Below are 18,083 nucleotides of genomic sequence, written 5' to 3' on the forward strand. Positions count from 1 at the left end.
CCTAAATTAAATCCTGATGCCCGACGGCATACATTACATGGTCATTATAACCTGTTACTACTTTGATGTAGCCACTCAGTTCGTTATCTAAGTCCTGATCGCCCGTATCCGCTATCAAAGGGCGACCATTGAGTGCCTGCAACTTACTTTTAGTCGCAACCACGATGATATTATCTTTGCCGATCTGGCGGATCAGCGCCGGGCTTAACTGCTGATTACCCCGGCCAAAAATATGCCCTTGTCCGCCAATTAAGGTGATGACCAGCTTAGTGGGTGCCTGCCCAACATTATCCAGTAACTGTTGTGCGGTCAGGTCGCTCCCTAGCAAAGTATGATCGCGGATCAAATCTACTCCGAGCAGGGTATTATCAAGCCCCAGCTCTTCCATAATCGCCGCTACGGTTGAGCCTGAGCCCATGATATATTGCTCGTCTTCTTCCATCTCTGAAATCACATACGCAGCGATATCGGCTAGCACCAGTTCGTCGCTTTCTTTACCGCCATTTTTTACGCTTTGTACGTAACGCAATTCACTGGGTACCTGCATTTCACCATAACGCTTGGCGCGCACCGTTCCGGCTCTGAATGCATTTTCATCTATGTCCATCACATCGGCATCGTCTATGGTGACCAATTCACCTTTGATGAGCATTTCAACGACCCGGCCCGCCGCTTTCGGCGTAATGGCATAAACGCCACTGTGGATTTTGCAGCCAGCAGGAACCCCCAGCACAGGGGCCTCGCTCCCGATCGCAGAGCAGATATTTCGTGCGGTCCCATCTCCACCAGCAAACAGCAACAAGTCTACTTTCGCTTCGGCAAGTAACCTGGCGGCCTGCTCAGTGTCCTCAGGGGTCGTGGGCGTACCACAGGTCATCACTACCCGGGTGGTAAAACCATGCGCTTTAGCAAGCTCCTCCCCCATTTCACCACTGACGGTATAGACCTCCAGCACATCCCGGTAGGGGTGTAACAAAGCCAGCGCCTGTGCCGTACGGCTATGTGCTTTTGGCTCAGCACCCATGGAGCGGGCAAGTTCAGCGGTGTCGCTACCATCACTGCCTTTCAACGCCACGGCGCCGCCCAACCCGGCAACCGGGTTGACTATCAATCCTAGTTTAAACTGCATCTGCAAACTCCTGTGGACAATGCCATTCAAACTGGCCAACACTGAGTGGCCAGGGGGTCGAGTAAAACTGAGCTAACGCTTTGAGTAAAGCCTGTGCACGAGCGTTGAAGCCGACTGTGAGCAGCTCCGTCACCTGTGCATGAACACGTTTTTGAAAAGCAAAACGGCAAGTGGGCTCACCATTTAAATTGTCAACGGAGACGTTAAATGCAAACCCCGCAGCGGTGCTCAGGGCCCACTCGATAGCCTGAGGTTTAACTTCTACCTGCTCAAATGCCAGTTGCTGATCTTTACTGCGTCCATCAGGACAGTACCAGTAACCATAATCTTCCTGCGCCCTGCGCGCTTTACCCGCAACCAGCCAATGAGCAACTTCATGCAAGGCACTGGCATAAAAGCCATGCGCAAATACAATACGGTGATAATCACACTGCGTATCTGCTGGCAGATATATTGGCTCATCTGTGCCTGACACCAGCTTGGTATTGTACTTTGGATAGAATAAGGCATTAAATATCGAGATCAGATCGTCAATGTGGTGCATACAACTCGCAGGTGGTCCTCAGGTTGGTTAATGGCCGCAGATTGTACGGATTTTTGGTGCTAAAGTAAAAAGTCAGTGCTGATCCGCAGCAAATAATACCGCTCTGCTACGACCTTGTGACTTAGCCTGATACAAAGCCTGATCTGCCTCCCCAATCAATTGTGCTAAATCCGATTTTTCGCTCACTTGTGTGCAACTGGTAACGCCGATACTTAAACTCAGCCCATGCTGGTTTTGTTCGCAATATGCCTGCACCAGTCGTTGTGCCATTTGCAAGGATTCTTGTGCATCAATTTCCGGACAAACCAGCACAAATTCGTCACCTCCCCAACGACCCAATCCGTCACTGGGGCGCACTGAGCAAACCAAAAAACGACTTAGCTCGGTTAGAGCGCGATCACCGGCCTGGTGGCCAAGCGTATCGTTCAATATCTTAAAGTTATCTATGTCGACTATCATGACTGACAAAGGACGCTGATAGCGCCTCGCCCGACTCAGCTCGTCATTCAGAATTTGCTCGATCTGACCTCGATTAAAGACTTGAGTTAAAAAATCGACTTCTGCTTTTTGTTGCAGTTGTAACTCGTGACGAAGGTCGCGGATCACCGCCACAAAGTAGGTTTCTTTTCCCAATGCCGTTCGGGCAATGGCAATGTCCAGGGGTATTTCATCACCACACTTATGCACACCGATAATATTTAAACCATTTTGCCCTTTGCGACGCATTTGTGCCCGACCCGTAAAATTGCGCCGCTCTTTGCTGTGCAAATCACGAAATCGCGCAGGGATCAGATCTTCTACCGACATGCGCAGTAGCTCCTGAACAGAGTAGCCAAACAATTCGGTGCACGAATGATTAACCCGGGTGATCTTGCCACTATACTCACAATAAAGCAGCGCATCCGGGATTGCATCAAACAAACACGCCCGCTCCTCAATGGTCCTAAGCTGGCCACGTAACACCACAGCACCTGCACAGGCAAGTATCACAACCAAAGACAACAGCAACCAGGCTTCAACAGAGCCCTTATTTATAATACTATTCAAGGCCACCTGATGCTGTCGCTTAGTCTCCTCAATTCTCGCTTCCATACCTAATCGTAATGACTGGAGGGCAATGTCCAGCCGGAGATGGCGCGGTGATGAGGGGTTTTCAGATAACTTGAAAGGTGCAGTGTCCAAGGACTTGTCTGGGATTGATTGTCGAGGCTCACTCAGAATGCGTTGTACTTCATCAAGCGCCTCTCGTTCAGTATCACTCAGTTCCAGCTCAGCAATCATCATCACTATGTGCAGAGCGACATCAGCATCTGTATTGATACTATACGCTCGCTGCTCAGACAAATAATCTCTGACCTGATGTTCAGGGTCATTGTCACTCAGTTGACGTTCCAGTTCATCGAGCAGCTGTGCTTCTCGCAGAATAATGTCTGCCTGCTGTTGCCAGTGCTGCTCAAAGCGTGTGATCACATCGCTGGCATCATCGCTGATGTACAACATGACCACGTTCGCTAACACCGTCGCGCTAACAAGTGTGGCGATAAAAGTGAAAAAGTACCTGCTGTGCATGCCTTGTCCCCGGGCCACTGACGCGCACCATCACCTGCAATTACCATTGCAAGATGAACAAACAAGGTGACGACAATTATCCCCTTATTTTAGCCGAAAATAAAAAAGCCGCATAAATGCGGCTTTTTTACATGCTCAGACAAGGAGTTAACTATAGTAGGCTTCGCCTGCTTCAGCCTTTGCCAAAAGCGGCTCTGCAGGTGTAAACACCGCATTGTCGGTTGCATAGGTAGAGAGCTCAGAACACACCTTGTTCAGGCCGCGCTTGTCCATGTAGCTAAATGGTCCGCCCAAAAATGGTGGGAAGCCAATACCAAAAATGGCACCAATGTCGCCATCTCGGGCGCTGGCAATAATGCCCTCGTCCAGACAACGAGCCGCCTCATTTAGCATCTGTGCAACACAGCGGCTGGCAATTTCTTGCTTGTTGAGACGCGGAGCCGGTGTAATACCCAGCAAATCGTAGACAGACTCATCCACTTTTTTGCCTTTGCTTTCGTATTTGTAAAAGCCTTTTCCGGTTTTGCGGCCCAGACGTTTACTATCAATCATGCGAGCAAATGCATCAGGCGCTTTGAAACGATCACCCAGCTCTTTTTCCAGGATTGGCGCAATTTTTGAACCAATGTCTACGCCCACTTCATCCAGCAATGCCAAAGGCCCAACCGGGAAGCCAAACTCAACCAGAGCCTGATCAATTTTCTCAATCGGCTCACCCGCCAGCAGCAAGTTCGCCGCTTCATTCACATAAGGCGCGAGGATTCGGTTAACGTAAAAACCCGCTTTATCTTTTACCACGATGGGCGTCTTACCTTGCTTGCGAGCAAAGTTAACCGTGCGTGCGATAGTCTCTTCTGAGGTCCCTTCATGCGGGATGATCTCAACCAGTGGCATCTTTTCTACCGGTGAGAAGTAATGCAGACCAATGACATTTTCAGGGCGCGCTGCGTTTTCAGCGATCTGGGCAATTGGCAATGACGAAGTGTTGCTGGCAAAAATCGTTTGCTCGGTACATTCGCGCTCGATGTCTGCCACCATGCTTTGCTTCAGTGCCAGGTCTTCAAATACCGCTTCAATGACGATATCGGTATGGCGCATGCCAGTGTAATCGGTTGTGCCTGTGATGCGGTTCATCGCCAGCTGTAACTCAGCCTTGGACAAGATACGCTTTTTCTGCTTTTTCGACAGGATCTTGTAACTGTAACTCAGGGCATTGCTGATCCCCTGATGTGCCACATCTTTAATTCGTACCGGCACGCCGGCCTTTACTGCACTGACATGAGCAATACCGCCGCCCATCAGACCGCCACCAAGCACAGCCGCACGATTGATTTTAGGCGCGTCGTCACTTTGCCATTCTTTTTTCATTTCAGTAGTAGCAAAGAAAATGCCGCGTAAAGACTGAGATACCTCTGTCATGACCAAGTCGGCAAAGCCTTCGGCTTCTGTTTTATAGGCTTTCAGTTCGCCCAACTCAACCGATGCACGGACTGCCTTGATGATAGCCAGCGGCGCCGGATAATGGCCGCCTGTTTTCTTCTCAACATTTTCTTGCGCTTTTTTGAAGATGATGTTGCGACCAAACGGGTTTGATTCCAGCAGCTGACTCAGTTTATCCAGCTTAGGCTTACGTGCTTTAGGCTTGTGACCCCGGGCCAGTTTAATGGCCACATTCAGCAAGATGCTGTGTGGTACACTGTCATCCACCAGGCCGGTCTTTTTAGCCTGCCTGGCACGTACTTGCTTACCTGTGAGCATCCACTCAAGCGCTTTTTGAATACCAACCAGTTTCGGTAAACGCTGTGTACCACCACCGCCCGGTAACAGACCCAGCTGTACTTCTGGCAGGCCCAGCTTGGTTTTGTCATCGTCGCTACATACGCGATAATCACAAGCCAGCGCAAATTCAAGGCCACCACCGAGAGCCGCACCATGAATGGCAGCGACAGTTGGGAATGGCAGTTTCTGCATTTTGAAAAACGCCTGCTGACACATTTCAGATAAGCGCAGCGCATCTTCGCGCGTTTTTGCTTGATCCAACATCTTGATGTCGGCACCAGCGATGAAATTATCGTCTTTACCACTGACAAATACCATGCCAGTCACATCATCATTGCGGCCTTGCTCCAGAATAGTCAACAGCTCATCGGCAAAGCTGTCGCGCAGCGTGTTCATCTTCTCGCCCGGCACATCGATGGTGACGATAGCCACGCGGTGGCTGTTTAATTCATAACTAAATACTGACATTATGCACTCTCCAATACAAAGGCTGCACCCAGACCACCAGCCGCACAAGCGGTAGTCAGCGCAAGTCCACCGCCGCGACGTTTTAGCTCATTCAGGGTTTGCGTGATTAAACGCGCGCCTGTTGCCGCAAACGGGTGACCATAGGCCAAAGAACCACCGTTTACGTTGAATTTATCCATATCGATTTCACCCAGCGCTTTGCTGCGACCCAGCTTCTCCTGAGCAAACTTATCAGAGGCAAACATCTTCATGTTAGCCAGGGTTTGCGCCGCAAACGCTTCGTGCATTTCAATTAAATCCAGGTCTTGCAGAGTAAGACCAGCGCGCTCCAGTGCCAGTGGCGTGGAGTGAGCCGGACCCATCAACATGTCTTCGTGCACACCGATAGCGGTAAATGCATAGTTGCGTACATAACCCAGAATTTCGTAACCCAGAGCTTTGGCTTTGCTTTCACTCATCATCAGTACCGCAGCCGCACCATCAGTCAGTGGTGTCGCGTTTGCCGCCGTCACAGAGCCGTGCTTACGGTCAAAAACCGGGCGTAATTTCGCATAGCCTTCCAGTGACGAGTTCGCACGAATGTTGTTGTCTTTTTCAATAAAGCCTTTGTATGGTTCAACGTGCGCTGCCATGACTTCATCTTTTAACAAGCCATCATCCCAGGCCTTGGCAGCCAAGGTGTGTGAACGGTGCGCCAGCGCGTCCTGATCAGCACGGCTGATTGCATGGGTTTTGGCCATTTGCTCAGCAGTCTGGCCCATAGACAAGCCCGTTGAGTACTCTGCAACCGCAGGAGGCACCGGCATCAGGTCTTTCAGTCTCAGCTTTGAGAAAATTTTCAGACGCTGTGACAAAGTACGCGCCTTGTTGAGATCAACCAGGCTGCCTGCCAGCTTTTTGCTCACACCGATCGGTAAAACCGACGATGAATCTGCACCGCCGGCAATGCCGACAGCCGTATGACCTGCAATAATAGATTCCGCAACATTCGCCACAGCCTGGAAACTGGTGGCACAAGCACGTGAAACTGAATAAGCATCGACTGACACAGGCATGCCTGTGCCCAGCACGATTTCACGCGCGATGTTAGGTGCTTCAGGCATTTGCACCACCTGACCAAAGACCAGCTGATCTATCTCTGTTTTATCGATATTCAGACGTTCCAGCATTTCATTGACGACGACCTTACCCAGGTCCAGTGCTGGTACATGATGATAGGCCGTGGCCTGTTTCGCAAAGGGTGTACGCAAACCAGAAACAATGGCAATGCGATCCCCTGTTGTTGTTTTTAGAATGTTTTGTTCAGACATGAATTTTGCTCTCCCGCTGACAGGTCTGACCTGTTATTGTCGCTTGATTCTAAACAACCGAATCCTTAATGCCAATAGCTAATTAGAAAATCTTGTAATTCAAGCACGACTCACAGGGCCTATCCAATTGCCGCTTTTAAATCTAGTCTGATTTTTGTTCAATTCAAAAAGTCACTGAAAAATAAATGAAGATTTATGAACTTTTACCCAATTCAGTGTCTAATCAAGTTACAAAAAAACGCCCGCAAAACCTTGAGTTTTGCGCCTCAATCCTTATAAATAAGCAAAAAATTTGTCACAACAAGGACAAAGCACCATGGCAGTAAACGCATTTAGTGAACTGAAAAACTACCTCGACTCGCAAATCTTAGGTCAGAGCGCACTGACAGAAGCGCTATTAATCGCCTTACTGGCAGATGGCCACTTACTGGTTGAAGGCCCGCCGGGACTGGCTAAAACCCGTGCCGTAAACGCCCTGGCAAAGGGTATTGAAGGAAGCTTTCAGCGCGTTCAGTTTACCCCGGACTTGTTGCCTGCCGATATTACCGGTACCGACATCTATCGCCAGCAAACCAGCGAGTTTGTGTTTGAAAAAGGCCCTTTGTTTCACCACTTGATCCTCGCGGACGAAATCAACCGTGCGCCGGCCAAAGTGCAGTCTGCGCTGCTCGAAGCCATGGCGGAGCGGCAGATCACGGTAGGCAAAACAACCTATCCACTGCCCGAGCTCTTCATGGTAATGGCAACGCAAAACCCGCTGGAACAGGAAGGGACCTACCCGCTACCAGAAGCGCAACTTGACCGTTTCCTGTTACATCTCAATATTGATTACCCGCAAGCCAGCACTGAGCTGGAGATACTGCGCTTAACCCGTGGCGAAGCACTGTCTGAACAAAGTGTGCAGTTCACCCCTATTTCACAACAAACCTTGTTTGAAGCACGTAAAAAAGTACTTTCACTGCATCTGGCTGAGCCGCTTGAACAATATCTGGTGCAATTAATCATCGCCACGCGTGAAGCCGCCAAGCTGGACCCGCAGCTGGGCGCCTGGATTGAATATGGTGCCAGCCCGCGAGCGACCATTGCTTTGGATAAATGTGCTCGCGCTCATGCCTGGTTACAAGGACAAGACTTTGTCACACCGGATGATATTCAGGCTGTCCTGCATAACGTGCTGCGTCACCGTATCATTCTGAGCTATGAAGCACAGGCAGATGGGATCAGTAAAGATCAGGTGATCAGCCGTATTCTGGAACTGGTACCCGTTCCGTAAGTGGTTGCGATTATGAAGCATGCTATGCAATCCGTTGATCACACTAGTTGGCTGACACAAAGCCACAGCAATGGTGTTGAGCTGACACTCAAAGAGCTGTTGTACTATAAAAGTAAGGCGCGCCTGCTGGACCTCAAGCCCAAACGCGCTATTCGCAGCGATCAGGCCGGGCAATACCTGGCCCCGCATAAAGGCCGGGGAATGGAGTTTGCAGAAGTACGTCAGTATCAGTACGGGGATGATATCCGTGCCATAGACTGGCGAGTGACTGCGCGCACCGGAGAAGCGCATACCAAGCTCTATCAGGAAGAAAAAGAGCGTCCGGTGTTTATTTTTTGCGATCTGTCCAGCCCGTTGCTGTTCGGCAGTCGCTTGTTGCTTAAGTCTGTTCAGGCTGCCCACCTGAGTGCCCTGGTTGCCTGGTCTGCGTGCGCCCGAGGTGATCGACTCGGTGGCGTCGTGTTCAGCGAACACGGTCACCATGAACTTAAACCCACCGCACGTGACAAAGGAGTGCTGGCATTTTGTCACCAACTATGTGATATCCATGCACAAAGCCTTGCTCAGCGCGGTGAAAACCAGGTCTCAAGCTTTGACAATAATCTGAAACGTTTGTCACACCTGGCCAAGCCCAGCAGTCTTATCTATTTGATCTCAGATTTTAGCCAGCTCAATGAAGCCAGTTTTAAGCAGCTTGAGCACCTTAGCCGGCATTGTGAACTGATTGGCTGCCAGATCAGCGACCCGTTTGAGCACACCTTACCGGCTTATAAGGATGCGGTTGAAGTCAGCTCCGCGTCTGGCAGTTGGACTTTACCGTTAGCAGATAAGCAATTCAGAACCCAGTTTGCCGAGCAAGCTGAGCAAGCTTTTCAGAACAGACTGGCACGCTTGCAGCGTGCCGGAATGACCATGCAAACGTTTTGTGCCTCAGCGCCAATTGAAACCCAGATCTCCAGGTAAATGATGATGCAGAACCCCTTAGACGCGCTTCATGATGTGATCCCACCCGAGCAGGTTGACTGGTGGCCGCTTACCCCTGTCAGCTGGGCGGTGATCATTGCAGTCATATTGATAGTGAGCGTCAGTATCTGGCTGGCTGTCAAAAAATGGCAGCATAATGCAGCCAAACGCGAAGCCATTCAGCTGAGTGAACAACATGCCCAGGATGCACTGGCATTACATGGCATACTAAAACGTCTGGCCCGGCACTATTATGGCAATGAGCACGCAGCTCAGCCTACAGCACAGTGGCTGAAGTTGCTCAACAAACTCACAGGCCAGCAGTTCGACCAGCAGGACCTCAATTCGTTATATAGCAGTAACCCGACGCTGGCGTGCACTAAGCTGATGTCGGCAATTAAAACCTTCAAAACCAAGGAGGCCGTCAATGTTTGAACTTGACTGGCCACTGGCGCTGCTCTTGCTTCCCCTGCCCTGGCTGATTGCACGCCTTAAGCCAGCCACTGCACAAACTCAGATCCGCTTACGAATGCCTGGCTATCAGCAACAAAGCGGCTCCGGACAAAATATGGCTCGCCCGAAACGCAGCGTTAATGTGCTAGAAGCATTGATCTGGTTATGCCTGGTTGTGGCACTGAGCGGCCCCAGCTGGCTTGATGACCCAATCACCTTACCCAACGAAGGACGCGATATTATGCTGGCCGTTGACTTGTCAGGCTCGATGACAGAACAAGATATGGCTTACCAGGGCAAATATGTCGACCGCCTGTCGGTGGTCAAAGCGGTTTTATCTGACTTCATCGTTGAACGTCAGGGAGATCGACTGGGCCTGATCTTATTTGGCGATACCGCCTTTTTACAAACCCCTTTGACTCGGGATTTACAAACCGTCAGCCAGATGTTACTCGAAGCACAGATAGGTCTGGTTGGACGCGCAACCGCCATTGGTGACGCAATCGGGTTATCGGTCAAGCGCTTCAACCAAAAAGAGCAAAGCAGCCGTATTTTAATCTTGCTCACCGATGGCCAGAATACTGCCGGTAATCTGAAACCAGAAGAAGCGCTGATCCTCGCCCGCGAAGAAGGCATTAAAATCTATACCGTCGGTGTCGGTTCGGATGGTCAGGGTGGGTTTAGCTTGTTTGGCATGGGCGGTATGACTGGCAGCAGCATAGATGAGAATACCCTCAAACACATCGCCTCTGAAACCGGTGGTGCGTATTTCCGGGCCAAAGATGTGAAAGGGCTACAGCAGATCTATGCGGAGCTCGATAAGCTTGAGCCGATAGCCGATGAAAACCAAACCTTCAGACCCAGACTGTCGCTCTTTTATGTCCCCTTACTGATAGCGCTGGCGTTATGGAGCCTGACGTTACTCAGTAAAGCCATCAGACAATTGCGAGTGAAGCCACTATGACCGAGTTTATTTTTATTCGCCCCGCTTTGTTGTGGTTGCTCCTTCCCTGGCTACTGCTGACAGGCATACAGTGGATTAAACGTCATCGTAGTAACGACGGCCAATTGATCGCCCCACATCTTGCCCAGTTCGTATTGGAAGATGGTCCCCGAAAGCAAGGCAGTAGTACACCCTGGCTGGTCAGCCTGTTGCTGTTACTCAGTATTTTGGCCGCAGCAGGACCCAGCTTTGAAAAGCACACGGTACCCGTTTTTAAAAGCAAACAAGCCCGGGTACTGGTCATGGATATGTCGTACTCAATGTATGCCACAGATATTCAGCCTAACCGACTGACCCAGGCTCGTTTCAAAACCCTGGATATGATTGGTCAATTTACCGAAGGTGATACTGCACTGGTTGCCTATGCTGGAGATGCCTTTGTGGTGTCGCCATTAACGGATGATATTAAAACACTAGAAAACCTGGTGCCCAGCCTGAGTCCTGAAATCATGCCCAGCAAAGGCGCTAACGTGCTGGCAGGCCTGGATCAGGCCAAGATCTTACTTGATCAGGCAGGTTACGCAGACGGTGAAATTATCCTGATCAGCGATGAGGTAGAGCAAGACGAACTGGCGGATATTTCAGATTTATTTAATGGCACAAATTATACGCTGCATGTGTATGGTATTGGCACCTTAGAAGGTGCACCAATTGGCCTGCCTGAGGGTGGCTTTTTGAAAGATCGCTACGGGCAAATTGTAGTCCCTAAACTCGACCCTGAGCGCCTTTCAGCCCTCGCCTCACGCCAGGGAGGCCGCTATGCCACTTACACCCACAGCGACAGCGACATCAAAACATTTGCCCCTAATAAAGTGACGGACTTAGACAGCAATGAGCAACCTGGTGAGGCCCTTTGGCATTTGGATGCCGGTAAATACCTGCTATTTATCATAGTGCCGCTGGCGCTGTGGTTAATGCGCTCTCAGCCACTTACGCTGGCAATTTTAGTCGTGGCACTGATACAGCCGCAAGTCGGATATAGTGCAGACTGGAGTAACTGGTTTAAAAATCAGGACCAACAAGCACTGGAGTCATACCAACAAGGTGACTTTGAACAAGCGCAAAGTGCTCAGGATCCCGTTTTAAAAGGCACCGCTTTGTACAAGGCCGGTGAGTACGCGCAGGCAGCGGAACAACTTAAACACGCGACTTCAGCCATTGGCCAGTACAACTATGGCAATGCGCTGGCTAAATCAGGGCAACTGGACGAGGCCATTGCAGCCTATGAACAGGCTTTGCAGCTGGACCCTGATTTCACACAAGCACAGGATAATAAGCAGCTTGTTGAAGATCTAAAAGCCCAGCAACAAGAGTCACAACAGCAAAATGGCGATCAGTCTGACAACCAGGAGCAATCTGGCGATCAGCAAGATCAGCAACAAGATGGTGAGCAACAGCAAGATGGTCAGCAGCAAGGTAATGATCAACAAAGCGACCAGCAGCAGGAAAGCGGGCAGCAGCAACAAGGTGGTGAACAACAAGAAAGTAACCAGCAAGGGGAGCAGCAAAATGGCGAGCAATCTGACAGTGACGCGCAAGAGCAGCAAAGTTCGGACTCAGATCGCGCTGGACAATCAGACAACGACAATGCGCCTGAGCTGGCGCAATCTGCTGCACAAAATGAGCAACAAGAACAGGCAGAGCAGTCCGCTCAGTCTGCACAACAAGCTCAGCAACAGGCTGCTGACGGTGAGGAGCAGTCGGAGCGCGCACAGCAACTGATGCAAAGTCGCCCACTGACACCACAAGAGAAAGAAAAAGCGCAGCAACTCGATCAGTTACTTCGTAAAGTACCGGACGATCCGGCCATCTTGCTACGCAACAAAATGTTATTGGAATCACAACAACGGGTGCGCCAGCGTCACCCGCGAGGAGTCGAAAAATCATGGTAACGCGATTACTGGGATCCGTGATCTTACTTATTACAATGATGCCTGCCTGGGCCGTAGACCAACTCAGCGCCAGTGTAGATAAAAACCCGGTGTTGGTCGGTGAATACTTTACATTGACCATAGAAGCCAACGGCAAGGTCTCGGGCCAGATCCCCGACACCAGTGCGCTGAGTGGTCAGTTTGTCACCAGCCCAATCAGCACCAGCTCCAGAACCAGCATCATCAATGGCAGCATGAACAGCACGACCAGTTGGCAAATGCAACTGTTGTCGCGCAAAGCAGGCGAATTTACCATTCCCAGCTTTGAGGTAGCAGGCCAACAGTCCCGTCCTATCAAACTCAAAGTGCTTGCCCGCGAACAAGATGGCGAAGCGCAGCAAAACCTCTTTATTAAAACAGCCCTCAAACCAGACACTTTACATGTGCAGCAAGCTGCCCTGTATACCGTTAAACTCTATATCGGTCAGGATCTGCTTGATGGTCAGCTCAGTGCGCCACAAATGCAAGAAGCACAAATTGCCCAGCTGGGCAAACAAAGTGAAGACTACGAAATCGTCAATGGTCGTCGTTATATGGTAGTGACTCGAGAATATCTGGTCCAACCACAAAAAAGCGGTACCTTTACACTTGAGCCGCCCATCTTTAATGGCCAAATACGCGAGGGCTACCGTCGCCTGGCTGTATCGGCGATGGGTGACAGCATTGAGGTAGAGGTCAAGCCAATCCCCGACACCTACTCAGGCACCTGGCTACCCAGCGAACTGGTCAACCTCAGCGAAGAATGGCAACCAAGCGATCAAGCCGTTGTGGTTGGCACACCAATCACACGTACTCTGACACTCACAGCACTCGGTGTAACTAAAGAACAACTGCCTGACATAGAGGTACCCGATGTAGATGGTTTCAGGACTTATCCAGATGAGACTGATCGCAAACAAATGACCCGTGATGGTCGGGTGATCTCTCAATTGATCGCCTCCTACGCCCTGCTCCCTCAAACGCCGGGGACGTACACTCTGCCAGAAATCAAAGTGCCCTGGTTTAATACCGTCATTAACAAAGTGCAATATGCAACCTTGCCATCTCGCACTATTGAAGTAAAGGCCGATCCAAATCAGGTATCCGTTGCACCGGCACCCATTATCGAAGCCCCCAGGCAAGCAGATACCAACTCCGAGCCGCCGATTGTAGTCCATAATGCAGAAAAAACCTGGCTTGACTGGGCACTGCTTACGTCGGGCTATCTATTGTGGCTCGTCACCTTAGTGATTTGGTTTCTGACTCGTCAGTCAAAGCCAGTCAAGGTCAAGGCACCCGAACAGACACCAGTAACAGCGGACGAAACACAAGCACTGCAGCAGATCAAACGTGCCGTTAAAGCCGCTGATTTAGCCGCCTGCTATCAGGGGCTAAAAGCCCTTGCCCATGCTCAAGGCCATGTACAACTTCATACCTGGCGTCACCAACTTAGCCAGGAGTTGCAAAACGAAATTGCAAAGTTGCAAGGCGCGCTCTATAGTGCCAAGCAGGAGAATGTTGATCTGGTGTTGCTGTATCGCCTTTTAGCGGCACAACATAAGCAGATTAAAAACTCTAAAAAACAGCATCTTGAACCGTTATATTAATTTTTCTTCGGTTTGATGAAATAACTTTGCTAGAGACAAGGTCTTATTAGCATGACCACAAAACAAAAACGTTACGAAAGTCTGGTCCAGGTCTACAACAAGGAGCTTTATCGCTTTGCTTATTGGTTGTGCCAGGACCCGACCATTGCTGAGGATTTGGTACAGGAAACCTTTTTGCGCGCCTGGCGTTCACTTGACGCTTTGCAGGACGATAGCGCCGCCAAATCCTGGTTATTAACCATATTGCGGCGTGAGAATGCGCGCCGTTTTGAACGCAAACAATTTGATTACGCCGACGTTGAGCAGGACACTCTGATTGATACCAGCAGTGCATCACCCGACTCACAGACTGAGCAAATGATGATCCAAAAACAGATCAGCTTGTTGTCATCTGAGTACCGTGAACCACTGCTATTACAAGTCGTGATGGGCTGCTCCGGCGAAGAAATCGCACAGATCCTGGAACTCAACAAGAATACGGTGATGACCAGGCTATATCGTGCCAGAAACCAATTGAAAGAGGCTTTAACACAAGTGACCGAAACAGCAAAAGGGGCATCAAACTGATGGATGAACTCGAATTTCGCCGCCGCTTGTTTGCCGATCCCAATGATAAGGATGTAGTTGCTCAGGCAGACACCGATCCGGCCAAACAGCGTCTCGTCAAAGAGATGCAAGATTTTGATGCGACGCTGCATAGTGCGTTAGATATTTCTGTGCCTGATGATTTAGCTCAGAAGATTCTGGCAAAACAGCAGGCAGATACTGATACCACGATGCAGCAAACCGCCGAAGTCAAACAATTAGCCTGGTACCGACGCTTCAAGGCGCCGCTTGCCACCGCAGCCTCGGCTTTACTGGCAGTATCCTTGTACTTCGCCACGTCAGTCCATGCACCATTACACGCTGGCGAACATGCTTTGCAGCACGTCTATTACGAAGCTGAAGCGCTCGCATTGACACGCGAGGTGCAACTTCAGGAAGTCAACGAGAAATTGGCAATGTTTGGTGGAAAGCTCGAAGCTATGCCTGGCAAAGTGACCTACGCGACATTTTGTAATTTTAAAGGACAACGCAGCTTACACCTGATCTTCCAGTCAGATCATGGACCAGTTACTGTTTTTATCGTGCCAACCGATAGCGATGATGCCAAGAGTAGCAATGAACGTTTTGCTGATGAACGCTTCAGCGGCAGCATCAAACCCGGAGATCGCGCTGATACCATTTTAGTGGCAAATCTCGATACCCCACTGGAGCAGTATCAAACCGCCGTGACAGAATCACTGCGTTGGTTGTAAGCGCCACTTGCAGATAAATACCTCAGCCCCAAGCAGGTTATGGGTGCTGAGGCTTTATCATTTCCCCAAGTTTTGAGAACAAATAGCTGATAATAAATACAGTTATAACAGATATTTTCGAACAGTTAGCAAGAATATTTCGACGCTAATCAAAAATCACAAAAAAACGCTAAATTTCATATACTTACCTATTTTATAAAGCCGTGTTACTGGGGTAGGCGCTTGAAATCGCTTCGCTTCACCGCATTGATTAACTACAATGCGTTCAGAACTAAAACTCAGAGGAACACCATGAAACAGTTTGTTGTTTTAATGACACTCATTGCCGTTCTGGTATCTACCAGCTTCAGTGCAGAAGCACGGAAAAAGTTCGGCAGCAAGAAAAGTGCGGGTAAAACCCACGCAACCAGCACCACAGCACAAAAAAAACAAGTCGATACTAAGACTCTGGCACCTAATACCGCTAAACCTAAGTCCAATAAAAAAGGCATCATGGCAGGCGTACTGGGTGGCTTACTTGCCGGAGGCCTGATCGCGGCCATGATGGGCGATGACTTTGAAGGCTTCCAGTTTATGGAAATGATCTTGTTTGCCATCCTGGCTTTTGTGTTGTTCAAGGTGATCAAATCCTTTATGACCAAACGCCAACAACCCCATATGGCGGGTATGCCGCAAGGTGGTAACTTTGGTGGTGGCAACTTTGGCCAAAACAATGGTGGGCAACCGCAAAACCATCAGCCACAATTTCGTCAGCAACCACAATCGGCCCCAGTGAGCGGTGGATTTGGTCAACAGCAGGAACAGGTACCCTTTAACCTGCCTGCAGATTTTGATGTAAATGGCTTCTTGCAAGGCGCACGTGATCACTATCACACAGTTCAGAATGCCTGGAACCAGAGTGACTTTGCGACCCTGGCCGAATACCTGAGCCCGGAGCTGGTCGAAGAGTTTAAACAGGACCGTGCACAACACGGTGAAGTAGCAACCGAAGTGATGTTTGTTGATGCTCAGTTGGTACGTGCGGAAACCACACCGGTCGCCTGGGAAGTAAGTGTCATGTTCAAAGGTAAATATCGTGACCTTGGCGATAAGCAGGAAGAGCCAATTCACGAAGTTTGGCACCTGGAAAGAAAGACACAAGGTGATTCGCCTTGGGTTATCGTCGGCGTAGAAGATTTAATCGACTAGTTCGACACCTGTGCTACCAGCACCGCCTGGTAGCACACTGTATTTCACTCAATAGTTCCCCTCACCTGACCTAGCAAACGCCGACTGACGGGCACGCGATTACCGTCACTAAGATAAAGAAACGCATAGCCAGATTCCGTTTTATCCTTATTTAGCGCAATTCGTCTGACCTTATCCAAATCAACCAGGTAAGATCTGTGGACCTGCATGAATGTGCCAGGGAGTTTATCAATCAAGCTTTTCAGTGTTCCCGAATATAAGCGCTCTTTGCCTCCGTCCAGGTGTAACTCAACATAATCGCCCGCAGCACGGCACCATAATATCTGTCCGACATCAATACGTTCAGCCGCACTACCAAAAGTCAGCGTGAGATACTGCTGCGTGCCCGTTTTGTTCAGTTGGGAAAGTTTAACCTGCAACTTGGCAATGGCCTGCTGATCAGCCATGGTCTGTATCTGAAGTTCACCCAGTTGGCGAATATGCATCCCCAATAACACACCCAGTAACAGGGTTACCATAACGTAGAAAAGCAGACTGTGAAACGACTGCAGACTCAGCATTGCTGCCATAACAAAAACACCCAAGGTAGCAGCAAATAGTAAGGCTTTGCCGGTACGATGCCGATAATAATACCAGCACGCAACCCCCACTCCGGCAAGCGCAGGGATGCTCACCGCCAGCGTCGTTTTTAGATCAAACCCGGGACTAAAAAATACCAACATCGAGGTAAGGCCTATAACGGGTGCCAGAACACTCAGCTTGACTTTGGTATCGAACTGACACAGGCGCAGTAAATAAACCAGTAGTCCAAAGCCAAAGGTCATGGCACACACTAAGATCAGCACTAATCTGACATCATGCAAAGGATACGGGTAACTGAACCAGCCACGTAGTTGTTCAGCAGCTAGCTGAACAACTGCGATACCAATCAACCAAATCAACCCGGAAGGGATCTTAGCCCGCAAAGGGCTTAACCTCAGCATCAGTAAATAAAGTCCACCAAGAAGCAGAATACATAGCACACTGAGTTGCATATGCGGCTCAATGCCAAAGTAATCAGTGCTGTTTTGATACTTGCCCAGTGCTGCCAGGTGTAAAGGAGAAGATAGGCGCAAGATACTCTGGTGGGAAGACAAATGTATGACCACCCGGTTTTCACCGGTTCTTATCAAACCCGGGGGCACATAAAAGCGGGTGTCCATACGCCCGGCAAGTTCATGTTCGCCATCCAGTGAAACACGACCATTAGTGCCCAATAGCCTGCCATTGAGATAGACTTTACTAGAGGCTTTCGCAAACAAGTAAAATGCTAGTGGTTCAGCGCCTTCTTGCCAGCGTTCAGACAAATGCAGCGAAGCTTCTATCCAGATAGCCCGTCCCTGTGGGTCAGCACTAAAAAACGACTGTGTTGTGCACGCATCATCTTCAAAATTTGGTATTACTTCACCACCCGGACAGACACGTATCTGCTGATAATTAATGTGTGTCCAGTCTCGTGCTATCGAATTAGCTGATACCAATAATAGCAGCGTACAAAACACAGCTCTTAAACGCTGGTAATCACAATACTGCACACTTCCCCCACCTCG

15 protein-coding genes are annotated in these 18,083 nt (G+C 49.7%); 9 read left to right on the forward strand and 6 right to left on the reverse strand.

Translation table 11 applies throughout. The features are described 5' to 3' along the window. Position 1: 1 nt before the first annotated feature. The 5 genes from CWC22_RS12705 to fadI all read right to left on the reverse strand — a co-directional run bounded on the left by CWC22_RS12705 (position 2) and on the right by fadI (position 6,799). Complete coding sequence (locus CWC22_RS12705) at positions 2–1,129, reverse strand: ATP-NAD kinase family protein (RefSeq protein WP_138537739.1); 1,128 nt, start codon at positions 1,127–1,129, stop codon at positions 2–4. Continuing rightward, entirely contained in the window at positions 1,119–1,673 is a 555-nt protein-coding gene (locus CWC22_RS12710; protein WP_138537738.1) for an elongation factor P hydroxylase, read from the reverse strand. The genes CWC22_RS12705 and CWC22_RS12710 overlap by 11 nt, the downstream gene beginning before the upstream one ends. A gap of 72 nt (positions 1,674–1,745) precedes the next feature. After that, positions 1,746–3,242 carry a sensor domain-containing diguanylate cyclase gene (locus CWC22_RS12715; RefSeq protein ID WP_138537737.1) on the reverse strand — a complete coding sequence of 499 codons (1,497 nt, stop codon included), beginning with the start codon at positions 3,240–3,242 and terminating at the stop codon, positions 1,746–1,748. 147 nt (positions 3,243–3,389) lie between these two features. Then, on the reverse strand, positions 3,390–5,489 hold the full coding sequence (fadJ, locus tag CWC22_RS12720) for a fatty acid oxidation complex subunit alpha FadJ (protein WP_138537736.1): 2,100 nt from the start codon (positions 5,487–5,489) through the stop codon (positions 3,390–3,392). After that, a complete protein-coding gene (gene fadI / locus CWC22_RS12725; RefSeq protein ID WP_125561822.1) occupies positions 5,489–6,799 on the reverse strand; it encodes an acetyl-CoA C-acyltransferase FadI in 1,311 nt (436 codons plus the stop codon). The genes fadJ and fadI overlap by 1 nt, the downstream gene beginning before the upstream one ends. 316 nt (positions 6,800–7,115) lie before the next feature. Between fadI and CWC22_RS12730 the strand changes: the two genes are divergently transcribed. The 9 genes from CWC22_RS12730 (at position 7,116) to CWC22_RS12770 (ending at position 16,494) form a co-directional block, all read left to right on the forward strand. Next, positions 7,116–8,072, forward strand: a complete 957-nt coding sequence (locus CWC22_RS12730) for an AAA family ATPase (RefSeq protein WP_010382063.1) — start codon at positions 7,116–7,118, stop codon at positions 8,070–8,072. A gap of 12 nt (positions 8,073–8,084) precedes the next feature. Further along, the gene (locus CWC22_RS12735; RefSeq protein ID WP_419144608.1) at positions 8,085–9,035 is read left to right on the forward strand and encodes a DUF58 domain-containing protein; all 951 of its coding nucleotides are present in this window, start codon (positions 8,085–8,087) and stop codon (positions 9,033–9,035) included. A 6-nt stretch (positions 9,036–9,041) separates the two neighbouring features. Then, positions 9,042–9,470 carry a DUF4381 domain-containing protein gene (locus tag CWC22_RS12740; protein WP_171045034.1) on the forward strand — a complete coding sequence of 143 codons (429 nt, stop codon included), beginning with the start codon at positions 9,042–9,044 and terminating at the stop codon, positions 9,468–9,470. After that, positions 9,463–10,452, forward strand: coding sequence for a vWA domain-containing protein (locus CWC22_RS12745; protein WP_138537734.1), 990 nt, complete (start codon positions 9,463–9,465; stop codon positions 10,450–10,452). The genes CWC22_RS12740 and CWC22_RS12745 overlap by 8 nt, the downstream gene beginning before the upstream one ends. Beyond that, a complete protein-coding gene (locus CWC22_RS12750; protein WP_138537733.1) occupies positions 10,449–12,383 on the forward strand; it encodes a vWA domain-containing protein in 1,935 nt (644 codons plus the stop codon). The genes CWC22_RS12745 and CWC22_RS12750 overlap by 4 nt, the downstream gene beginning before the upstream one ends. Next, entirely contained in the window at positions 12,377–14,008 is a 1,632-nt protein-coding gene (locus tag CWC22_RS12755; protein WP_138537732.1) for a BatD family protein, read from the forward strand. Before CWC22_RS12750 ends, CWC22_RS12755 begins: the two co-directional genes overlap by 7 nt. Before the next feature lie 51 nt (positions 14,009–14,059). After that, on the forward strand, positions 14,060–14,575 hold the full coding sequence (locus tag CWC22_RS12760; protein ID WP_010382077.1) for a sigma-70 family RNA polymerase sigma factor: 516 nt from the start codon (positions 14,060–14,062) through the stop codon (positions 14,573–14,575). Further along, on the forward strand, positions 14,575–15,306 hold the full coding sequence (locus CWC22_RS12765; RefSeq protein WP_138537731.1) for a DUF3379 family protein: 732 nt from the start codon (positions 14,575–14,577) through the stop codon (positions 15,304–15,306). Before CWC22_RS12760 ends, CWC22_RS12765 begins: the two co-directional genes overlap by 1 nt. A gap of 291 nt (positions 15,307–15,597) precedes the next feature. Then, positions 15,598–16,494 carry a Tim44 domain-containing protein gene (locus CWC22_RS12770; RefSeq protein ID WP_138537730.1) on the forward strand — a complete coding sequence of 299 codons (897 nt, stop codon included), beginning with the start codon at positions 15,598–15,600 and terminating at the stop codon, positions 16,492–16,494. A gap of 44 nt (positions 16,495–16,538) precedes the next feature. Here the strand turns inward: CWC22_RS12770 and CWC22_RS12775 are convergent, their stop codons facing one another. Beyond that, entirely contained in the window at positions 16,539–18,068 is a 1,530-nt protein-coding gene (locus CWC22_RS12775) for a LytR/AlgR family response regulator transcription factor (protein WP_138537729.1), read from the reverse strand. Positions 18,069–18,083 lie beyond the last annotated feature (15 nt).

The sequence above is a fragment of the Pseudoalteromonas rubra genome (assembly GCF_005886805.2).
Classification (GTDB): Bacteria; Pseudomonadota; Gammaproteobacteria; order Enterobacterales; family Alteromonadaceae; genus Pseudoalteromonas; species Pseudoalteromonas rubra_D.